The sequence below is a fragment of the Photobacterium kasasachensis genome, assembly GCF_050336885.1.
In the GTDB taxonomy this organism is placed as follows: domain Bacteria; phylum Pseudomonadota; class Gammaproteobacteria; order Enterobacterales; family Vibrionaceae; genus Photobacterium; species Photobacterium kasasachensis.
The window spans coordinates 136491-155243 of sequence record NZ_JAKJSH010000006.1 but is presented as its reverse complement, the minus strand read 5'-3'; the positions used below and the strand labels follow the sequence as shown (position 1 = coordinate 155243).

General features: G+C 48.9%; 19 protein-coding genes. 9 read left to right on the top strand and 10 right to left on the bottom strand.

Annotation, left to right across the window (positions count from 1 at the left end):
- Positions 1-16: 16 nt before the first annotated feature.
- Genes sdhA through sdhC form a run of 3 tightly spaced genes read right to left on the bottom strand, consistent with a single transcriptional unit; the run spans position 17 to position 2526 of the window.
- A complete protein-coding gene (sdhA, locus tag L4D19_RS08430) occupies positions 17-1783 on the bottom strand; it encodes a succinate dehydrogenase flavoprotein subunit (protein ID WP_428452102.1) in 1767 nt (588 codons plus the stop codon).
- Entirely contained in the window at positions 1784-2131 is a 348-nt protein-coding gene (gene sdhD / locus L4D19_RS08425; protein WP_160650497.1) for a succinate dehydrogenase, hydrophobic membrane anchor protein, read from the bottom strand.
- Positions 2125-2526 carry a succinate dehydrogenase cytochrome b556 subunit gene (gene sdhC, locus L4D19_RS08420; RefSeq protein WP_428452101.1) on the bottom strand — a complete coding sequence of 134 codons (402 nt, stop codon included), beginning with the start codon at positions 2524-2526 and terminating at the stop codon, positions 2125-2127. Before sdhC ends, sdhD begins: the two co-directional genes overlap by 7 nt.
- Before the next feature lie 390 nt (positions 2527-2916).
- Between sdhC and L4D19_RS08415 the strand changes: the two genes are divergently transcribed.
- Positions 2917-4206 (top strand): citrate synthase, encoded by a 1290-nt coding sequence (locus L4D19_RS08415; protein WP_160650501.1) that lies wholly within the window; start codon positions 2917-2919, stop codon positions 4204-4206.
- Between the two features lie 96 nt (positions 4207-4302).
- Here L4D19_RS08415 and L4D19_RS08410 read toward each other — a convergent pair whose 3' ends face one another.
- A complete protein-coding gene (locus L4D19_RS08410) occupies positions 4303-5061 on the bottom strand; it encodes a Nif3-like dinuclear metal center hexameric protein (protein ID WP_428452100.1) in 759 nt (252 codons plus the stop codon).
- 143 nt (positions 5062-5204) lie between these two features.
- Entirely contained in the window at positions 5205-5411 is a 207-nt protein-coding gene (locus L4D19_RS08405; RefSeq protein WP_428452099.1) for a DUF2517 family protein, read from the bottom strand.
- A 120-nt stretch (positions 5412-5531) separates the two neighbouring features.
- On the opposite strand from L4D19_RS08405, the gene L4D19_RS08400 reads away from it, so the two are divergent.
- The gene (locus L4D19_RS08400) at positions 5532-6335 is read left to right on the top strand and encodes a DUF1853 family protein (RefSeq protein WP_428452098.1); all 804 of its coding nucleotides are present in this window, start codon (positions 5532-5534) and stop codon (positions 6333-6335) included.
- A 61-nt stretch (positions 6336-6396) separates the two neighbouring features.
- On the opposite strand, the gene pgm is transcribed toward L4D19_RS08400, so the two are convergent.
- Positions 6397-8043 carry a phosphoglucomutase (alpha-D-glucose-1,6-bisphosphate-dependent) gene (gene pgm / locus L4D19_RS08395; protein ID WP_428452097.1) on the bottom strand — a complete coding sequence of 549 codons (1647 nt, stop codon included), beginning with the start codon at positions 8041-8043 and terminating at the stop codon, positions 6397-6399.
- A gap of 35 nt (positions 8044-8078) precedes the next feature.
- Positions 8079-8621 (bottom strand): replication initiation negative regulator SeqA, encoded by a 543-nt coding sequence (gene seqA, locus L4D19_RS08390; RefSeq protein ID WP_428452320.1) that lies wholly within the window; start codon positions 8619-8621, stop codon positions 8079-8081.
- 102 nt (positions 8622-8723) lie between these two features.
- Between seqA and L4D19_RS08385 the strand changes: the two genes are divergently transcribed.
- From L4D19_RS08385 to fldA, 3 genes are all read left to right on the top strand, one after another.
- Positions 8724-9488: an alpha/beta fold hydrolase gene (locus L4D19_RS08385; protein WP_428452096.1), complete on the top strand. Its 765-nt coding sequence runs from the start codon at positions 8724-8726 to the stop codon at positions 9486-9488.
- A 94-nt stretch (positions 9489-9582) separates the two neighbouring features.
- Positions 9583-9804 (top strand): DUF2788 domain-containing protein, encoded by a 222-nt coding sequence (locus L4D19_RS08380; RefSeq protein ID WP_075768289.1) that lies wholly within the window; start codon positions 9583-9585, stop codon positions 9802-9804.
- Positions 9805-10042: 238 nt separating this feature from the next.
- Positions 10043-10570, top strand: a complete 528-nt coding sequence (fldA, locus tag L4D19_RS08375; protein WP_428452095.1) for a flavodoxin FldA — start codon at positions 10043-10045, stop codon at positions 10568-10570.
- 177 nt (positions 10571-10747) lie between these two features.
- Here fldA and L4D19_RS08370 read toward each other — a convergent pair whose 3' ends face one another.
- Positions 10748-10894, bottom strand: coding sequence for a hypothetical protein (locus L4D19_RS08370; protein ID WP_428452094.1), 147 nt, complete (start codon positions 10892-10894; stop codon positions 10748-10750).
- Positions 10895-11086: 192 nt separating this feature from the next.
- Here L4D19_RS08370 and fur point away from each other — a divergent pair, with 192 nt between their 5' ends.
- Positions 11087-11533: a ferric iron uptake transcriptional regulator gene (gene fur / locus L4D19_RS08365; protein WP_075768287.1), complete on the top strand. Its 447-nt coding sequence runs from the start codon at positions 11087-11089 to the stop codon at positions 11531-11533.
- A 136-nt stretch (positions 11534-11669) separates the two neighbouring features.
- Here fur and glnS read toward each other — a convergent pair whose 3' ends face one another.
- Together glnS and nagE are read right to left on the bottom strand one after the other, a co-directional pair.
- Entirely contained in the window at positions 11670-13334 is a 1665-nt protein-coding gene (gene glnS, locus L4D19_RS08360) for a glutamine--tRNA ligase (protein ID WP_428452093.1), read from the bottom strand.
- A gap of 409 nt (positions 13335-13743) precedes the next feature.
- On the bottom strand, positions 13744-15234 hold the full coding sequence (gene nagE / locus L4D19_RS08355) for an N-acetylglucosamine-specific PTS transporter subunit IIBC (RefSeq protein WP_428452092.1): 1491 nt from the start codon (positions 15232-15234) through the stop codon (positions 13744-13746).
- Between the two features lie 255 nt (positions 15235-15489).
- Between nagE and nagB the strand changes: the two genes are divergently transcribed.
- From nagB to nagC, 3 genes are read left to right on the top strand one after another with little or no spacing between them, the layout of a single operon-like run.
- Positions 15490-16290: a glucosamine-6-phosphate deaminase gene (gene nagB / locus L4D19_RS08350; protein ID WP_428452091.1), complete on the top strand. Its 801-nt coding sequence runs from the start codon at positions 15490-15492 to the stop codon at positions 16288-16290.
- Between the two features lie 12 nt (positions 16291-16302).
- Positions 16303-17439 carry an N-acetylglucosamine-6-phosphate deacetylase gene (gene nagA / locus L4D19_RS08345; protein ID WP_428452090.1) on the top strand — a complete coding sequence of 379 codons (1137 nt, stop codon included), beginning with the start codon at positions 16303-16305 and terminating at the stop codon, positions 17437-17439.
- A 2-nt stretch (positions 17440-17441) separates the two neighbouring features.
- On the top strand, positions 17442-18656 hold the full coding sequence (gene nagC, locus L4D19_RS08340; protein WP_428452089.1) for a DNA-binding transcriptional regulator NagC: 1215 nt from the start codon (positions 17442-17444) through the stop codon (positions 18654-18656).
- Positions 18657-18753 lie beyond the last annotated feature (97 nt).

Below are 18753 nucleotides of genomic sequence, written 5' to 3'. Positions count from 1 at the left end.
TTTCTTCCCCTCCACCTTAGTAAGTACGCGCTTTCGGTGGGAACGCTTCACGACTTGTTGGCTCCATGTTTACAGCACGCTTCGACATTTCTTCTGTCTCAGGGTTGTAAATCGAGTGGCATAGCCAATTTTCATCATCACGCTCAGGGAAGTCGAAGCGGGCATGGGCACCGCGACTTTCTGTACGGAAGTTTGCAGCAACGGCAGTTGCGTATGCAGTTTCCATCAGGTTATCAAGTTCTAGGCACTCAATACGCTGGGTGTTGAACTCGGTAGAGGTATCATCCAAACGCGCTTCTTTCAGGCGCTCGCGGATAACTTTAAGCTCTTCGAGACCTGTTGCCATTGCGTCACCTTCACGGAATACCGAGAAGTTGTTTTGCATGCACGACTGCAGATCTTTACGGATCTGTACAGGGTCTTCGCCTTTCTGGGTATTGTTCCAGCGGTTGACACGCTCTAGGGATGCTTCGATATCAGACTCAGTTGCCGGACGCGCTTCAGCTTGCGCCGCCAGCGTTTCACCAAGGTGCAGACCCGTTGCGCGACCGAATACCACAAGGTCAAGCAGTGAGTTACCACCCAGGCGGTTAGCACCATGAACAGAAACCGAGGCAATTTCACCACAGGCAAACAAGCCTTGTACTTCTTCATCCTGGCCTGCGCTGTTTTGCTTAATGGCCTGACCTGAAACCTGGGTAGGGACACCACCCATCATGTAGTGGCAGGTAGGGATAACTGGAATAGGTTCTTTAACAGGGTCGATATGGGCAAAGGTACGAGACAGCTCACAGATACCCGGCAGGCGTGACTCAAGGACATCCTTACCCAAGTGATCCAGTTTCAGCTTAATATGCGGTCCCCAAGGGCCATCGCAGCCACGTCCCTCACGGATTTCAACCATCATCGAGCGGGCGACGACATCTCGGCCGGCCAAATCTTTGGCATTCGGCGCATAACGCTCCATGAAGCGCTCGCCGTCTTTGTTCAGCAGGTAGCCACCTTCACCACGACAGCCTTCTGTCACCAGTACACCGGCACCGGCAATACCTGTCGGGTGGAACTGCCACATTTCGATATCTTGCATCGGAACGCCAGCACGCAATGCCATACCAACACCATCACCGGTATTAATAAATGCATTGGTTGTCGATGCATAGATGCGGCCAGCACCACCGGTTGCCAAAATTGTTGCCTTCGACTTGAAGTAACAGATCTCGCCTGTTTCCATGCAAAGAGCAGTACACCCCAGAATTGCACCATCTTGGTTTTTCACCAGATCAAGCGCATACCACTCGGAGAAGATGGTCGTCTTGTGCTTGATATTCTGCTGGTACAACGTATGCAGCAGGGCGTGACCAGTACGGTCTGCGGCCGCAGCGGTACGTGCCGCCTGCTCGCCACCGAATTCTTTGGACTGGCCGCCAAACGGGCGCTGGTAAATCGTACCGTTATCAAAACGAGAAAACGGCAAGCCCATTTTCTCCAGCTCGATAACCGACTTAGGACCATTCTGACACATGTATTCAATCGCATTCTGATCACCAATGTAATCAGAACCTTTTACTGTGTCATACATGTGCCACTGCCAGTCATCCGGATGTGAATTACCTAGCGCAACGGTAATACCACCCTGTGCCGACACGGTATGAGAACGGGTAGGGAAAACTTTAGACAACAAGGCACAACTAAGGCCCTGTTCAGAAATTTGTAGTGCGGCACGCATACCTGCACCACCAGCACCGATTACTACGGCATCAAACTCACGAACTGCAATGCTCACTTACGCACCCCACACAATGAAGAAACCTGAAAACAGGTAGACAAAAAGGACAGCTACAACACCAAACTGAATACCTGCTCGTAGGGCGGCAGGTTTAATGTAGTCAGTTAAGACTTGCCACAGACCGATCCAGGCATGGATCAGAACCGACAGCAGCGCCAGCATGGTGAACACCTTGGTGCTCAGCTTGCCGAAAAACGCGGTCCATGTTTCATAGCTTAGATCCGGGCCAAAGGCGAAGAATCCGACCATGTAAATGGTGTAAAGGGTTAGGATGATTGCAGTTGCGCGAATCAGAATAAAATCGTGTATACCATTACGGCCGATTGTCGATACGTTGTTTACCATACTAGGCCTCCAGCGAAGATAGCTAGAACCGCTACGATTGCGAAGCTCACTTTGGTGCTCGCAATACCGGTATCCATCTCTTCAAAATATCCCATGTCCATCATTAAGTGACGCACGCCCAACACAATGTGATAGAACAGTGCAGTCAGTACACCCCACAAAACAATCTTCACAAAAAAACTGTCAACAATGTTGGCAGCACTTGCGAAACCTTCTGGGGAGGAAAGGGAAAGGCCTAATAGCCAAAGTAGGATGGCAACAGAAACAAATGTGATCACGCCTGATACACGGTGCAGGATTGACGCAATCGCCGTCAGAGGAAAGCGAATCGTCTGTAGGTCGAGGTTGACAGGTCTTGGCTTATTTACTTTCACGGTTTGCCCACTCAGCTCCATTGAAGCATTTTATTTTTTTATAGAATTCTCCGATCCGCTTAAGCCAGAAAATACAAACTTAACATCTTTGTAACCTTTGGTTGCAATAATGTTTTAACGGGGACCTAAAAACAAAACGCAACCTAAGTGACTAATATTGCTGACAACTTAAGCATTCGTTCCTGGCAGCTGCAGAACCAGAGACCTGCGGCGAGTATACGCCCCGTAACAACCAATTACAAATCCCGTTACATGACCTCTAACACGGTTTGGAAATTTTGCACGTTTTCAACCAAAGTTATTAACAAGCGCACACAAACAGGCACAAAAATTGACAAATGGCGTCTCAATCGGTACAACAAATGCACATCCGCTTTGGATTAGGATTATAAAAAAGCAAAGGAGATTGTTATGGCAGACAAGAAAGCTACTCTTCACATTGAAGGGGAAGCACCAGTCGAACTGCCGATTCTCGGGGGCTCACAAGGGCCAGATGTAGTCGATGTGCGTAAACTTGGCGCTAACGGTTACTTCACATTCGACCCAGGTTTTCTAGCCACTGCATCATGTGAATCTCAAATTACTTATATTGACGGCGATAAAGGCGTGCTACTTCACCGTGGCTACCCGATCGACCAATTAGCGAATAACGCTGATTATTTAGAAGTTTGTTATATTCTTTTGTACGGCGAAGTCCCTACGCGTGAACAGTACGAGACATTCCGTACCACAGTTACTCGCCATACCATGGTCCACGAACAAATTGCCAGCTTCTTCCACGGCTTCCGCCGTGACGCTCACCCAATGGCAGTTATGTGTGGTGTAGTTGGTGCGCTTGCCGCGTTCTACCATGACTCGTTGGATATCAATAACGATACCCACCGTGAAATTACGGCTTTCCGCCTGCTGTCGAAAATGCCGACACTGGCTGCAATGTGTTACAAGTACTCAATTGGACAGCCGTTTATCTTCCCACGCAATGATCTTGATTATGCTGAAAACTTCCTGCATATGATGTTTGCGACACCATGTGAAGAATATGAAGTTAGCCCTGTCGTGGCACGTGCAATGGACAAAATCTTTACTCTGCATGCTGATCACGAACAAAACGCCTCGACCTCAACCGTTCGCCTGGCTGGTTCGTCAGGTGCTAACCCGTTCGCCTGTATTGCTGCTGGTATTGCTTCACTTTGGGGACCAGCGCACGGCGGTGCCAACGAAGCCTGTCTGAAGATGCTGGAAGAAATTGGCAGTGTTGACAAAATTCCTGAGTACGTCGATCGTGCGAAAGACAAGGACGACCCGTTCCGCCTAATGGGCTTCGGTCACCGTGTCTACAAGAACTACGATCCACGTGCAACGGTAATGCGTGAAGCTTGCCATGAAGTACTGGAAGAGCTGAACATCCAGGATCCGCTGCTAGACGTAGCCATGGAGCTGGAACGTATTGCACTTTCAGATGAATACTTCATCGACAAGAAACTGTATCCGAACGTTGATTTCTACTCAGGTATTATCCTGAAGGCGATCGGTATTCCAGTTTCTATGTTCACCGTGATCTTCGCCATGTCCCGTACTATCGGCTGGATCGCGCACTGGAACGAAATGCACAACGATCCGGGCAACCGTATCGGCCGTCCTCGCCAGCTGTACACAGGTTACACGCAGCGTGAGTTCAGCCCGATCCACGAACGTGAATAGTCGTTCTCGGTTATAGATACAGGTTGTAGCCAAAAACAAAAGGTTGAGCAGAAATGCTCAACCTTTTATTTTATTGGGTGTTTTATGACACAACCACTAAACCGGATTGTCGATATCAATGAACTTAACATCCAATTTATGTTCGTCAGCCAGCCACTCGCCCAATGACAGGATCCCGTAACGCTCAGTGGCATGGTGACCGGCGCTAAAATAGTGGATCCCCAATTCTCTTGCCGTGTGCACTGTCCGTTCAGAGATCTCACCAGAAATGAAGGCATCCAGCCCTTTATGGGCAGCCAGCTCAATAAAGTCCTGTCCGCCGCCGGTACACCAGCCGATAGTTTTAATTTCAGCCGGGGCATTGTCGCCAATATGTAGCGGTTCGCGATGCAGTGCAATCGACAGGCGCGAGGCTAGCTCTTCCCCTGTCAGCGGCTGCTCAAATTGGCCGTAAACAGAGACAGATTGCGGATTGCCCTCCTCCATTCCACCCAATACTTCGATTTCAAGCAATTCGGCCAACTTAGCATTGTTACCAAGCTTGGGGTGAACATCTAACGGCAGGTGGTAGGCATAAAGATTAATACCGTTTTCAATCAAGGCCTTGATCCGACGAAACTTCATGCCGCGAATTTCAGCCGGCTCACCTTTCCAAAAGTAGCCGTGGTGAACAAGGATCGCATCAGCCTGTTCCTCGATAGCGCGATCAATCAGGGCCTGACAAGCCGTCACCCCGGTGATCACCTTCTTCACTTCTGACTTCCCCTCGACCTGAAGGCCGTTCGGGCAATAGTCTTTGATCAGGTGCGGGCTCAGCAGCATGTTCAGTTCTGCTTCCAATTTGAGGTTATTCATTATCGCTTCCTTTTTTCAGTTAGCGTTATTCTATACCCAAACTTCCTCAAAATGCAGATTTCAGGATAAGACCAGCAACCGTCACCGAGTGAAATCAAAAAAGCTGCATCACTGCAGCTTTTTCAATATTCTAAAGAAAGTAACTAATATAGATCTTGCGAGCCGTGTTCCGACTCCTCTAGCCATACCGGCTTGGTACTGGTTTTAAGCCAATACCGATGCAAATAGCTGTAGAAGCGAGAACGTTTGTCGACCGATAAAAAGATCATAACGGGAAAGCTTATGACGCCAACAAGCACAACAAGCACCCGACGAAAAAAAATGCGGATCTGCGAAAATGACTTGTACATAAGGGCCTCGACAACTGGTCTAACCTGTATAAACAATAATCGAAAACATATCGTCACACTGCATCACAACGCACACTTTTCAACCAAACATTTAAATTGACGAGTAGATTAAGACCCAATATGTCAAACACTTACAGAAGATTAACAAGCAAGGAACAATTTAGAAACGACATCAATGCGGTTCTTACTAGCCCGTCGCTCACCGATGGCCCACCATCAGTTGCTAGTGAGAGCTGGCTCTCTGCCTTTCGGGCTGAGGCAGAAATTCCTGAGCACGCCGAGTATCAGGGAAACCGGCGGCTCGGCTTCTATTATCAATGGCTATGGCAACAGCTGATTGAAGCTCATCCTCACTACCGATTAGTGGCAGAAGAAGTTCAGCTCACGTGGAACAAGCAAACTCTCGGTGCCGTCGATTTTCTGGTCATGAACACCGTCACAAACCAGCTTGAACACTGGGAAGTTGCCATCAAGTTCTACCTTGCCTATCAACACAGCTGGCCCGGCCCCAACGCCAGCGACAACCTCGATAAAAAAACGGCACGCATGCTGGAACACCAATTAACGCTCTGTGATCATCCCGCTTTTAGACAGCAGCTTGCTCCCTACTTTGGCCAACCCGCCGTCAAGCGCCTGATTATGCAAGGTCGGCTGTTTTATCCTCACGACAAAAATACAGCAGGCTCAAGTATTGCCATCAACCCGCATGCCCTGGTGGGCACCTGGTGTTACCAGTCACAGGCATCCGATCGCCAATTGAAACAATTGCGTAAAACCCATTGGATCAGCCCTCCCCGCTATCAGGACCTCAATACGTATCTTGATACCAGTGAGCTTTCAATTCCGACACAGGCTGTCAGTCCTGATAACCAAGTCTGGTTTGTGATGCCCGATCACTGGCCGACGCATAACAGGGACCGCTGATCACTGTTTTTCAGGCATAAAAAAACGCCCTCGAGAGGACGTTTTTATCCGCTAGATAATCTTACAGACCAGCGTCGGCAAATACCTTGCTGACAATTTCCTGCGCTTCTTGCTCAATAAGGGCTAAGTGCTCCTTACCTTTGAAGCTTTCGCAGTAAATCTTGTAGATATCTTCGGTGCCTGATGGACGCGCAGCAAACCAACCGTTCTCGGTGGTCACTTTCAGACCGCCAATCGCCGCACCATTACCTGGCGCATGAGTCAGGCGAGCGGTGATTGCATCACCTGCCAAAGTCTCGGCAGCCACCATTTCAGGAGACAGCTTGCTCAGTACCGCTTTCTGCTCACCGTTGGCGACAGCCTGAAGACGGTTGTATTGCGAAGCGCCGTGCTTGGCAGCCAGCTCCTCGTAATACTGCTGCGGGTTCTTGCCGGTAACAGCCGTGATTTCAGCCGCTAGCAGACATAGCAAGATACCGTCTTTGTCGGTAGACCAAGGCGTACCGTCCATACGCAGGAAGGATGCCCCTGCACTTTCCTCGCCACCGAAACCTAGCTCGCCTGAGTACAGGCCATCAACGAACCATTTGAAACCAACCGGTACTTCACACAGCTCACGGCCCAGATCAGCCACAACACGGTCAATCAGCGCACTGGATACCAGTGTTTTACCAACAGCCACTTCCTGGCTCCAGTCCGGGCGGTGACGGTATAGATAGTCAATACACACCGCGAGGAAGTGGTTAGGGTTCATCAGGCCGGCTGGCGTAACGATACCGTGGCGGTCGTAGTCAGGGTCATTGCCAAAAGCCAGATCGTAGTTGTCTTTATGTGCCAGCAGGCCAGCCATCGCATAAGGCGACGAACAGTCCATACGGACCACACCATCTTTATCCAGCGACATAAAGCGGAAAGACGGGTCGATAGACTCATCGACAAGAGTCAGATCCAACCCATAGTGGCTGGCAATCTGGCGCCAGTACTCAATGCCAGAACCACCGAGTGGATCGACACCAATTTTAAGGTTGGCTTTCTGGATTGCAGCCATATCGATAACATTGACCAAGTCATCAACATACGGTGCAACCAGCTCTTGCTCGACCACCAGCTCACTGGCAAATGCCTGCTCAATCGACACACGCTTAACATCGACCATGCCATTGGCAATGAGCTCGTTGGCACGTTGTTCGATGGCCGTAGTCAGTTCACCTTCCGCAGGACCACCATGGACAGGGTTGTATTTGATACCACCATCCTGAGGCGGGTTGTGAGACGGGGTGATCACAATGCCATCAGCTTTGTCAGCATTGGCTTTGTTATGGCACAAAATAGCGTGAGATACGCCCGGCGTCGGTGTGTAGCCACGTCCTTCCTGGATCACCACCTTCACATTGTTTGCAACCAGCACTTCTAGCGTTGAAGTGAATGCAGGCTCAGACAACGCGTGCGTATCCTTACCTAGAAACAGCGGACCTGTTACACCATTTGCAGCACGAACTTCCGCAACAGCCTGGGCAATTGCCCAGATATGGTGCTGATTGAAGGTGCCTTTGTCTGCCGTTCCACGGTGACCAGAAGTACCAAAGGCCACTTTCTGCTGTGGTTCAGAAACGCACGGCTCAATCAGAAAATAATTTGCCACTAACGCGGGAATGTTATGCATATCTTCTTGCTGGGCACGCTGCCCGGCACGAGGATGGATTGCCATTAACTTATCCTTGTAATAAAAAGGCGAAACGCCAGTTAAATTTCACCGCAAACTTTGTCGATGATATCTGCACCGAAGCTCATTTTGCCCATCAACTGCTCAACCATCTGACGTTTGCGATCAGTATTCGTATTCGTTATTACCCAGTACGGGGTCTCTGGGATTGCTTTCGGCTTGGTCGTTTTACCACTCGCCAGCAGTGTCTCTTTGCTCTCGGCAAAGTAAATGCGGGTACGACCTTTGATTGCCGCAGCTTCTGTAAAGCCTGTCGGATCGATACGATAAAGCGACGACAAGATCATCATGAAGCGACCGATGGCTTTTTCCTGGACGGCGAATTCATCTGAAATCAACAACGATCGCATCTCTTTCACGCGATCCATTTTCGTTACGTTACCCGCGTCTTTACTTACCACGATACCTTTCGGTCGAACAGGCATAACCACTTCAGGCTGCTGTTCACTCTGCTCAGGCACCATTAGCAGGCGGCGCAAAATGTCAGATGCACTCTCGCCAATATGCTGGGTTTGGCTGGCAATATAACGATATAGCTCTTCGTCTACCTCAATACTCTTCATCGTAGTGTTCATTATCGTTCCGTTTGAAAATCACCGTGAGATTATAACGTGATCCGAGGTTATACTCTACGGTAAAGCGTTATCAACAAGAGAAAATAGTCAGTGAATCTTCATTACCAAGTGGACGGACAAGGTGAGGCGATCATTTTGATCCACGGCCTTTTCGGCAGTGCCGACAATCTGGGGTTGCTCGCCAGATCGTTGAAAGATAAATATAAAGTGATCAGCATCGATCTTCGGAACCACGGTCGCTCCCCCCATTCAGATACATTTACCTACCGCGAAATGGCTGACGACATCCTGAAGGTCATCGACCATTGTGATGTAGAACGGTTCTCGCTCATTGGCCATTCCATGGGCGGCAAAGTGGCCATGGCGATGACCGAACTGGCCGCCTCCCGCTTTAACCATTTGATCGTCCTTGATATGGCGCCGGTCCATTACCACGTACACCGCCACCAAAATGTCTTTGCCGGTCTGCGGGAAGTTACCAGACACACTGTTGGCAAGCGCAGCGAAGCTGAGACGCACCTGGCTAAACATGTGCTCGAACCGGGCGTACGGCAGTTTTTGCTCAAGTCGTTTGCCAAAACAGACAGCGGCTATCGCTGGCGCTTCAATGTCGAGGGCCTGATCGCCAATTACGATACAATTATGGGGTGGCAGGAAGTGCCTGAATTCAGAGGTAAGACCTTGTTCGTCAAGGGCCAGGATTCCGAATATATCCTGCCGGAGCACAGAGAATCTATTGCGCGCCAGTTTCCTTCGGCCAAGGCCCACATGGTGGCGAACACCGGACACTGGCTGCATGCCGAGAAACCAGAGACGGTAAACCGTATTATTCTGAACTTCTTACAGTCGGCTTAGGACGAATCAAGCCCCCCTATACCGTTAACAGGCACCTGCTGTCTGTGTTATAGTGCGCGCCTAGCTCGGCTTCAACTGCTGTAAGGAGACAGAAATGTTATATGAGCACATGGAACTGCTTGAATCGATTGGGCTGGACTTGTTGTTTGCCGCGATATTTTTCTTTATCGGCATGGCCATAAAGGATGTACTGAAGCAGGGTAATGTGCCACCATTTGGCCGCAAAATTGTCTGGCTTGTCCTTTTTCTGGGATGCGCCGGGTTTATCACCAAGGGCCTGATCCAGATTAGCTGGGAAGGCGCAGGCATTGGTTAACATTTTTAGCTGAATTCAGCAACTGTCGAGCGCGCAACAAAGCCGAACCATGAAATAGAACATGCTCAGGCAACAGAGCTAGTGATGATCAGATAAAACAGCATCGAGCATTTAAGTGACCAGTGTCACCGCTTGACAAGTGATCATTGAAACTCAGGGCCAACGCCCTGATAAGATTTATGTATATCGTTATCATCAAGGATAACGGTCAACAACTAATATACGGGTAATCTCTACTATGGCGAGTGTAGGACTCTTCTTTGGTAGCGACACAGGTAATACAGAAGCTGTCGCTAAAATGATCCAGAAACAACTGGGCAAAAAACTGGTTGAAGTAAAAGATATCGCTAAAAGCAGCAAAGAAGATATCGACAACTTCGACCTGCTACTGTTAGGTATCCCTACCTGGTACTATGGCGAAGCGCAGTGTGACTGGGATGACTTCTTCCCTGAGCTGGAAGGTATCGACTTCTCGACCAAGCTTGTTGCTATTTTCGGTTGTGGTGACCAAGAAGATTACGCAGAGTACTTCTGTGACGCTATGGGTACGGTTCGCGAAATCGTAGAAGGCCGCGGCGCAACTATCGTTGGCCACTTCCCGACGGATGGCTTTGAGTTTGAAGCATCAAAAGCACTTGTTGACGACAATCACTTCGTTGGCCTTTGCATCGATGAAGATCGCCAGCCGGAACTGACTGACGAGCGCGTAGAGAAGTGGGTAAAACAAATCTACGACGAAATGTGCCTGGCTGAACTGGCCGACTAATCGTCACGGTTACGCCCAAAAAACGCGCCCTATGGCGCGTTTTTTATTTCTGTAATCGCAATCAGATCTGCATACCTCGACATAACTTACATACCCTAACCGCATATAAACAATAGCGCATATAACAACTCAATTCATGAGAAAATTTCATGGCGGTATTGAGTACGATTAGCATTTTTATTCCACTACGTTAACTTCAGACAAGTTCTGAAATAACAGCAGTATTGGGAAGTCTATGATGTTCCAAACCTCATTCCCCAGAGCAGCCGCCACTTCTTTAGGGGCGACGCTATACTGGCCAACCGGAAAATCATTATCATCCACGGCCAACCCTAACCACTAGCACGAAGAGCACACCTACATTTTTGTAACAAGCCTGCAAAGTAAAGAAAAGTTACATATCAGGTAGATTCATCGCTTTTTAAGGTTTATTGTTACCTTGTCGTCACTTATAATAAATAGATATGAGAAAGACTACCGCTTCATGTTGTTGCGGCTAGCCAATAGGAAACTCGGATGTCAGATAATAATCACGCACTTAAACAAGCAGGCTTAAAAGTTACGCTTCCGCGTCTTAAAATTCTGGAAGTATTGCAGCAGCCTGATTGCCAACACATTAGTGCTGAAGACTTATACAAGAAACTAATCGATATTGGTGAAGAGATTGGCCTGGCAACGGTTTACCGCGTACTGAACCAATTTGATGATGCTGGTATTGTGACTCGCCACCACTTCGAAGGTGGTAAATCAGTATTTGAACTGGCCACTCAGCACCACCATGACCACCTGGTTTGTCTTGATTGTGGAAAAGTTATTGAGTTTTCTGACCAAGTTATCGAACAGCGTCAGAAAGAGATTGCTTCCAGCTTCAACGTTCGCCTGACTAACCACAGCCTGTACCTCTATGGTCACTGCATGGAAGGTGACTGTAACGAAAACCCAGAGCTGCACGATCAAAAATAATTAATGCCCTAAGCCTCCACTGCGATATATTGACTACGACAGATGGCGGCTTAGGCGCTAGACACTAAATCAAAAAACCAGCCAAGCGGCTGGTTTTTTTATGGGTTCAAAAAGCCAGCCTTAGCTGGCTTTGCTGTTAATCGCCAATCTTGGCCCAAGTATCACGCAGGCCAACCGTGCGGTTAAACACCAGTTTATCTTTAGATGACTCTTTGCTGTCGGCACAGAAATAACCCATACGCTCAAACTGGAACGCTTTTTCCGCTTCAGCATCAGCCAACGACGGCTCTACGACACCTTGCTTAATGGTCAGTGATTCCGGGTTGATCACAGAGACAAAGTCATCAGCAGCGCCAGGGTTCGGTACCGTGAACAAACGATCGTACAGACGAATTTCAGCAGGGATACCCGCTTCCGCTGATACCCAGTGGATCACGCCCTTCACCTTGCGGCCGTCTGTTGGGTTTTGGCCCAGCGTTTCGTTATCGTAAGTACAGAAGATGGTAGTGATATTACCTTCTTCGTCTTTCTCGATACGTTCAGCCTTGATCACATAGGCACCACGCAGACGCACTTCTTTACCCAGCACCAGGCGCTTGTACTTCTTGTTTGCTTCTTCACGGAAGTCTTCACGCTCGATATACAGCTCACGAGTGAAAGGTACTTCGCGGGTTCCCATCTCAGGCTTATTCGGATGGTTCGCTACATTCAAGATTTCCGCTTCACCATCAAAGTTTTCGATAACAACTTTAACTGGATCCAGAACGGCCATTGCACGAGGTGCATTTTCGTTTAGATCATCACGGATACAAGATTCCAGTGAGCCCATCTCGATGGTGTTGTCTTGCTTAGTTACACCAATGCGCTTACAAAACTCGCGGATAGAGGCAGAAGTAAAGCCACGACGACGCAGGCCAGAGATAGTCGGCATACGCGGATCATCCCAACCAGAAACCAGATTATCGGTTACCAGCTGGTTTAGCTTACGCTTGGACATAACCGTGTACTCAAGGTTCAGGCGGCTGAACTCATACTGACGCGGCTGGCAGTCAATCGTAATGTTATCCAGTACCCAGTCATACAGACGGCGGTTGTCCATAAACTCCAGGGTACAGATAGAGTGTGTAATACCTTCCAGCGCATCAGAGATACAGTGCGTGAAATCGTACATCGGATAGATGCACCACTTGTCGCCAGTCTGGTGGTGAGTGGCGAAACGCACACGATAGATAACGGGATCACGCATCACCATAAACGGTGAAGCCATGTCGATCTTGGCGCGAAGGCACATCTTGCCCTCTTCCACTTCGCCATTTTTCATTTTATCGAACAGCGCCAGGTTTTCTTCAACGCTGCGATCACGGTATGGGCTGTGTTTACCCGGCTCAGTCAATGTGCCGCGGTATTCACGCATTTGCTCTGGACTTAGCTCATCAATATACGCTAAGCCTTTATTAATCAATTCAATAGCAAACCCGTATAGCTTGTCGAAGTAGTTTGATGAATAGCAAATCTCACCGCTCCACTCGAAGCCCAACCAGTTAACATCGTTCTTAATAGACTCAACGTATTCGATGTCTTCTTTCTCAGGGTTAGTATCGTCGAAACGTAGGTTACATTGACCCTGATAGTCCTGAGCAATACCGAAGTTCAAACAAATTGATTTAGCATGACCGATGTGCAGGTAGCCATTCGGCTCCGGCGGGAATCGGGTATGTACGCTTGTATGTTTGCCACTTGCTAAATCCGCATCAATGATCTGGCGGATAAAGTTAGTTGGACGAGCTTCAGATTCACTCATCTATTACACCTCGTGTGCTTACAGGATTTTAGAACCCTCTATGATCCATAAATATGGTGCACGACTCAACAAATAGTGTGCATTGTTTGTCGATATGTATAAAAAAACCCCGCTATCGCAGGGCAATATAAACAGATGACACCCAATTCGAGCATCAATATACCCAAGCTACCTCAAGATGCAGGGCAACCCAAGCCTAAAACTACCAGGGCAGCTTCGGAATACACTTCGGGGAAAGCGTATTCGGAAACTAGCAAGGCACAACCCGCCGAACCAGAGCGGAGCCTTGCGGTAGCGATGGCCAAGCCTCAGTGTAAGCTTGTTTTGGAAAAAAAAACGGCCTCCAAACAAGAGGCCGCTCTTCACGCCGTAATCCAGGCTCCCTGATCAGGAACCCGGCCTTAGGTCATTAAGGCAGTTTTACCGAAGAGAGATCTTCAGATGCCGGGATTTTTTTCATTTCGCCAGCAACGATTTCCGCCAGCGGGCCAAGGATAACCTGAATATTGTTAGTACCAAGTTTAACCACACCCATGGCACCCAGAGCCTTCAGAGTTTTCTCATCAGCAAGGCTACTGTCTTTCAGTGTCAGGCGCAGACGCGTGATACATGCATCGATGTTCTCAAGGTTACCGTGGCCACCCAGTGCTTTCAGGTACTGTTTTGCCAGCTCACCCGTTTCTTCTGAACCCGCAACTGAACCTTCTTCGGCATCATCGTCTTCACGACCCGGTGTTTTCAGGTCGAACTTAACAATGACAGTACGGAAGATTGCGTAGTACAGACCGAAGAATACCAGGCCTTGAACAATTAGCATGTACCAGTTAACCGCAAGCGGGTTACGCGTAGAGAGCACCATATCGACCAGACCAGCCGAGAAGCCGAAGCCAGCAATCCACTGCATTGATGCCGCAATGTATACAGACAAGCCAGCCAGTGCTGCGTGAACAACGTATAGCGCAGGAGCCAGGAACATGAAGGCAAATTCTAGCGGCTCAGTTACACCGGTGAAGAATGATGCGAAACCAGCTGCAATCATGATTGAAGCAACTTTTTCTTTGTTCTTCGCTTTCGACGTATGGTACATCGCAAGCGCCGCACCTGGCAGACCGAACATCATGATTGGGAAGAAACCAGCCTGATACATACCGGTCACACCCGGAGTCGCCACACCTTCAGCGATAGATTTCGCGCCACCAAGGAAGTTAGGAATATCGTTGATACCGGCAACGTCAAACCAGAATACAGAGTTCAGTGCGTGGTGAAGGCCGACAGGAATCAATAGACGGTTAAAGAATGCATAGATACCAGCACCTATCTCACCCATACCCTGGATACCTTCACCGAAGTTCACAAGACCACCATAAACGGCTGGCCAGATGTACATCAGGATGAAAGCAATAAAGATACCTGCGAATGACGTCAGGATAGGAACCAGACGCTTGCCCGAGAAGAATGCCAGGGCTTTGTGAAGTTCTACAGCAGAGAAGCGGTTATAGATTTCAGCGGATACGATACCGACTAAGATACCGACAAATTGGTTATTGATCTTCGCGAATGCTGCAGGCACTGCACTAGGGTCAATGCCTTGAATTTGTGCAACTGCACCCGGAGACAGCAGCGTTGTAACGACTAAAAAGCCAACAAAACCAGAAAGTGCTGCTGCACCATCTTTATCTTTAGACATACCGTACGCAACACCAATTGCAAACAGTACAGACATGTTATCAATAATAGCGGCACCAGCCTTGATCAAAAAGGCAGCCAGTGCACTGTTTGCACCCCAGCCGTTCGGATCAATCCAGTAGCCAATACCCATTAATATTGCGGCGGCAGGCAGTGTGGCAACAGGTACCATCAACGCCTTACCTACTTTCTGAAAATATCCAAGAATATTCACCCTTAGTTCCCCCTATGGTTTTCTTAGATGCGATCCAGATAACTTTTTTTAGTTATCCGATTAAGTCATTTGCAGTGTAAGAGATTAATTTCGCCCCGCAAATTAAAACCTCATCAATTGTGATCTTTATCACCTGATTAACTAACAATAGAGCGATTTTGCTAGCCCGATCATAAAACTTATTTTATTATCCAAAACAAAGGTAATATGCCGCTAAGATTTAATCGTATTTTCTACTAGGAATGAGGTATCACCGTGAGACTAATCCCGCTGAATAAAGCTAAAGATGTAGGTTTGTGGTCAGCTCGCTATATCGCTGATTCTATTAATAAATTTCAGCCAACAGCCAACCGTCCTTTTGTATTAGGTTTACCAACAGGTGGTACTCCACTGGCAACATACAAGCGTTTAATCGAGCTTTATGAAGCTGGAGAAGTAAGTTTTAAGCACGTTGTTACCTTCAACATGGATGAGTATATCGGTATCTCAGCCGACCACCCTGAATCATACCGCAGCTTCATGTACAGCAACTTCTTCCAGCACATTGATATTCAAGAAGAAAACATCAATCTTCTGAATGGTAATACTGACGATCACGAAGCCGAGTGTCAGCGTTACGAGGACAAGATCAAATCTTACGGTAAAATTAATCTGTTCATGGGCGGCGTAGGCAACGACGGACATATTGCCTTCAACGAGCCGGCTTCTTCGCTGGCATCACGCACCCGTATCAAAACACTGACAGAAGACACCCGTATTGCAAACTCGCGCTTCTTTGACGGTGATATGGATCAGGTACCTAAGTACGCACTAACCATCGGCGTTGGTACGTTGCTGGATGCACGGGAAATCATGATTCTGGTTACCGGCCACAACAAGGCTCAGGCTCTTGAAGCCGCCGTTGAAGGTTCGGTTAACCACCTGTGGACGGTATCTGCCCTTCAGCTACACCCTAAATCACTGATTGTCTGTGACGAGCCGTCAACACAGGAGCTGAAAGTCAAAACTGTGAAATACTTCCAGGAACTGGAAGCTGAAAACATCAAGAACCTGTAATAGGAGTTGTTCATGTACGCGCTTACCAACTGCCGTATTTTTACCGGTAGCGATGTGCTGAATAACCACGCCGTCATTATTGACGGCGTGAACATTCACGCTATTTGCCCTGCTGACGAGCTACCTCAAGATATTGAAACGCTGAATCTGGACGGGGCCAACCTGACACCAGGTTTCATCGATCTGCAGCTCAACGGCTGCGGCGGCGTCATGCTAAACGATGAGATCAATGCCGATACCATCCATACCATGCACCGCGCCAACCTAAAATCAGGCTGCACCAGCTTCTTGCCGACGCTGATCACCTCGTCTGACGACGATATGAAAGCGGTCATTGCCGCGGCCCGCGAATATCACGCCCAGTATCAAAACCACTCGCTCGGTTTGCACCTGGAAGGCCCTTACCTGAACGTGATGAAAAAAGGTATCCACAGTGTCGATCACATCCGTCGTTCCGATGACGCCATGATCCAGACCATCTGTGACAATGCCGATATCGTGGCCAAGGTAACACTGGCACCGGAACAGAACTCCCACGAGCATATCCGACAGCTGGCCGAGGCCGGTATTGTTGTTTCTGCAGGCCATACCAATGCCACCTATGTCGAGGCGCGCAAGGGCTTTGAGGCCGGTATCAGCTTTGCGACCCACCTGTTTAATGCCATGACACCGATTGCCGGCCGCGAGCCAGGCATGGTCGGGGCCATCTACGACACGCCGGATGTCTACACTGGGGTGATAGCGGACGGTTTTCATGTAGATTATGCCAATATTCGTATGGCTCACAGGATGAAAGGCGAAAAACTTGTTTTGGTCACCGATGCAACTGCACCAGCAGGAGCAGACATTGATCACTTTATTTTTGTCGGTAAGAAAGTATATTACCGTGATGGCAAGTGTGTTGATGAAAATGGCACACTTGGCGGTTCGGCACTAACCATGATTGAAGCAGTTCAAAACAGTGTCGAGCATGCAGGTATCGCCCTGGACGAAGCGATTCGTATGGCAACCCTGTATCCTGCTCGTGCCATTGGTGCGGACAAGACACTGGGAGCCATCAAAAAAGGCATGGTTGCTAACCTGGCTATTTTTGATCGTGACTTCCATGTTCGGGCGACTGTTGTTAACGGTGAATACGAGCAGAACTAACTATGACAGGCGGACAAATTGGTAATGTAGATCTGGTAAAGCAGCTTAACAGTGCAGCTGTTTACAGACTCATTGACTTGCAAGGCCCTATTTCACGTATCCAGGTAGCAGACGTAAGTCAGCTGGCTCCTGCAAGCGTTACTAAAATCACCCGCCAATTGCTTGAGCGCGGCCTGATCAAAGAGGTCGCGCAGCAAGCCTCCACCGGTGGACGACGTGCCATTTCGCTGACGACAGAGTCAGCGCCTTTCCATTCGATTGCTATCCGGCTTGGACGCAACTATATCGAATTGACCATTTACGATTTGAGCGGCAAGCACATAGCCAGTGCCGCTCATCAGTTTAATTACGCCAACCAGCAAGAACTGACCGACGGCCTGCTTGGCCATATCCGCCAGTTCATCGCAGACAACCAAAATATCATGCGTGAGCTGGTCGCTTTCGGTATTACCCTGCCGGGACTGATTGATCCGGAAACCGGCGTGGTCGAATATATGCCACATATTGAGGTGGATAACTTTCCACTCTCGGAAATTATCAGCGAGAAATTCGGCGTTTCCTGCTTTGTCGGTAACGACATCCGAGGCCTGGCGTTAGCCGAACACTATTTCGGCGCAAGTCAGGACTGCAAAGATTCAATCCTGATCAGTGTCCACCACGGTACCGGTGCCGGGATCATCGTGAACGGACAGGTGTTCCTAGGCTTTAACCGTAATGTCGGTGAGATTGGCCATATCCAGATTGATCCGCTCGGTGACAAATGCCAGTGCGGCAACTTTGGCTGTCTGGAAACAGTGGCGGCAGATCCGGCCATCATCAAGCAGGTTCAGAGCCTGCTGGCCCAAGGTTACCGTAGCAGCCTGCAGGAGCTGGAGGAAGTCACTATGCCAGCCATCTGCGAAGCGGCCAATAAGGGTGACGAACTGGCCAGCCAGGTACTGATCAAGGTCGGTAATCAACTCGGCAAGGCACTGGCTATGACGATTAATTTATTCAACCCGCAAAAAATCGTGGTTGCCGGCAATATCATCCAGGCCAAAGATGTCGTTTTTCCGGCCATCCGACGCTGTGTCGAAACCCAGTCACTGTCAACGTTCCATAAAGATCTGCCGATTGTAGAATCTGAGCTCTATAGCCAGCCTACCATCGGGGCTTTTTCAATGATCAAGCGGGCTATGCTAAACGGCGTGCTGCTTCAGCGACTGCTTGAAGATTAAGGCCGACAACACAGCGTCTGACTGCATGCCAACCTTATAGCACAGCAGTTTTTTCGCCACACTAAAAAGGGGCATGTACCGGACAGGTACATGCCCC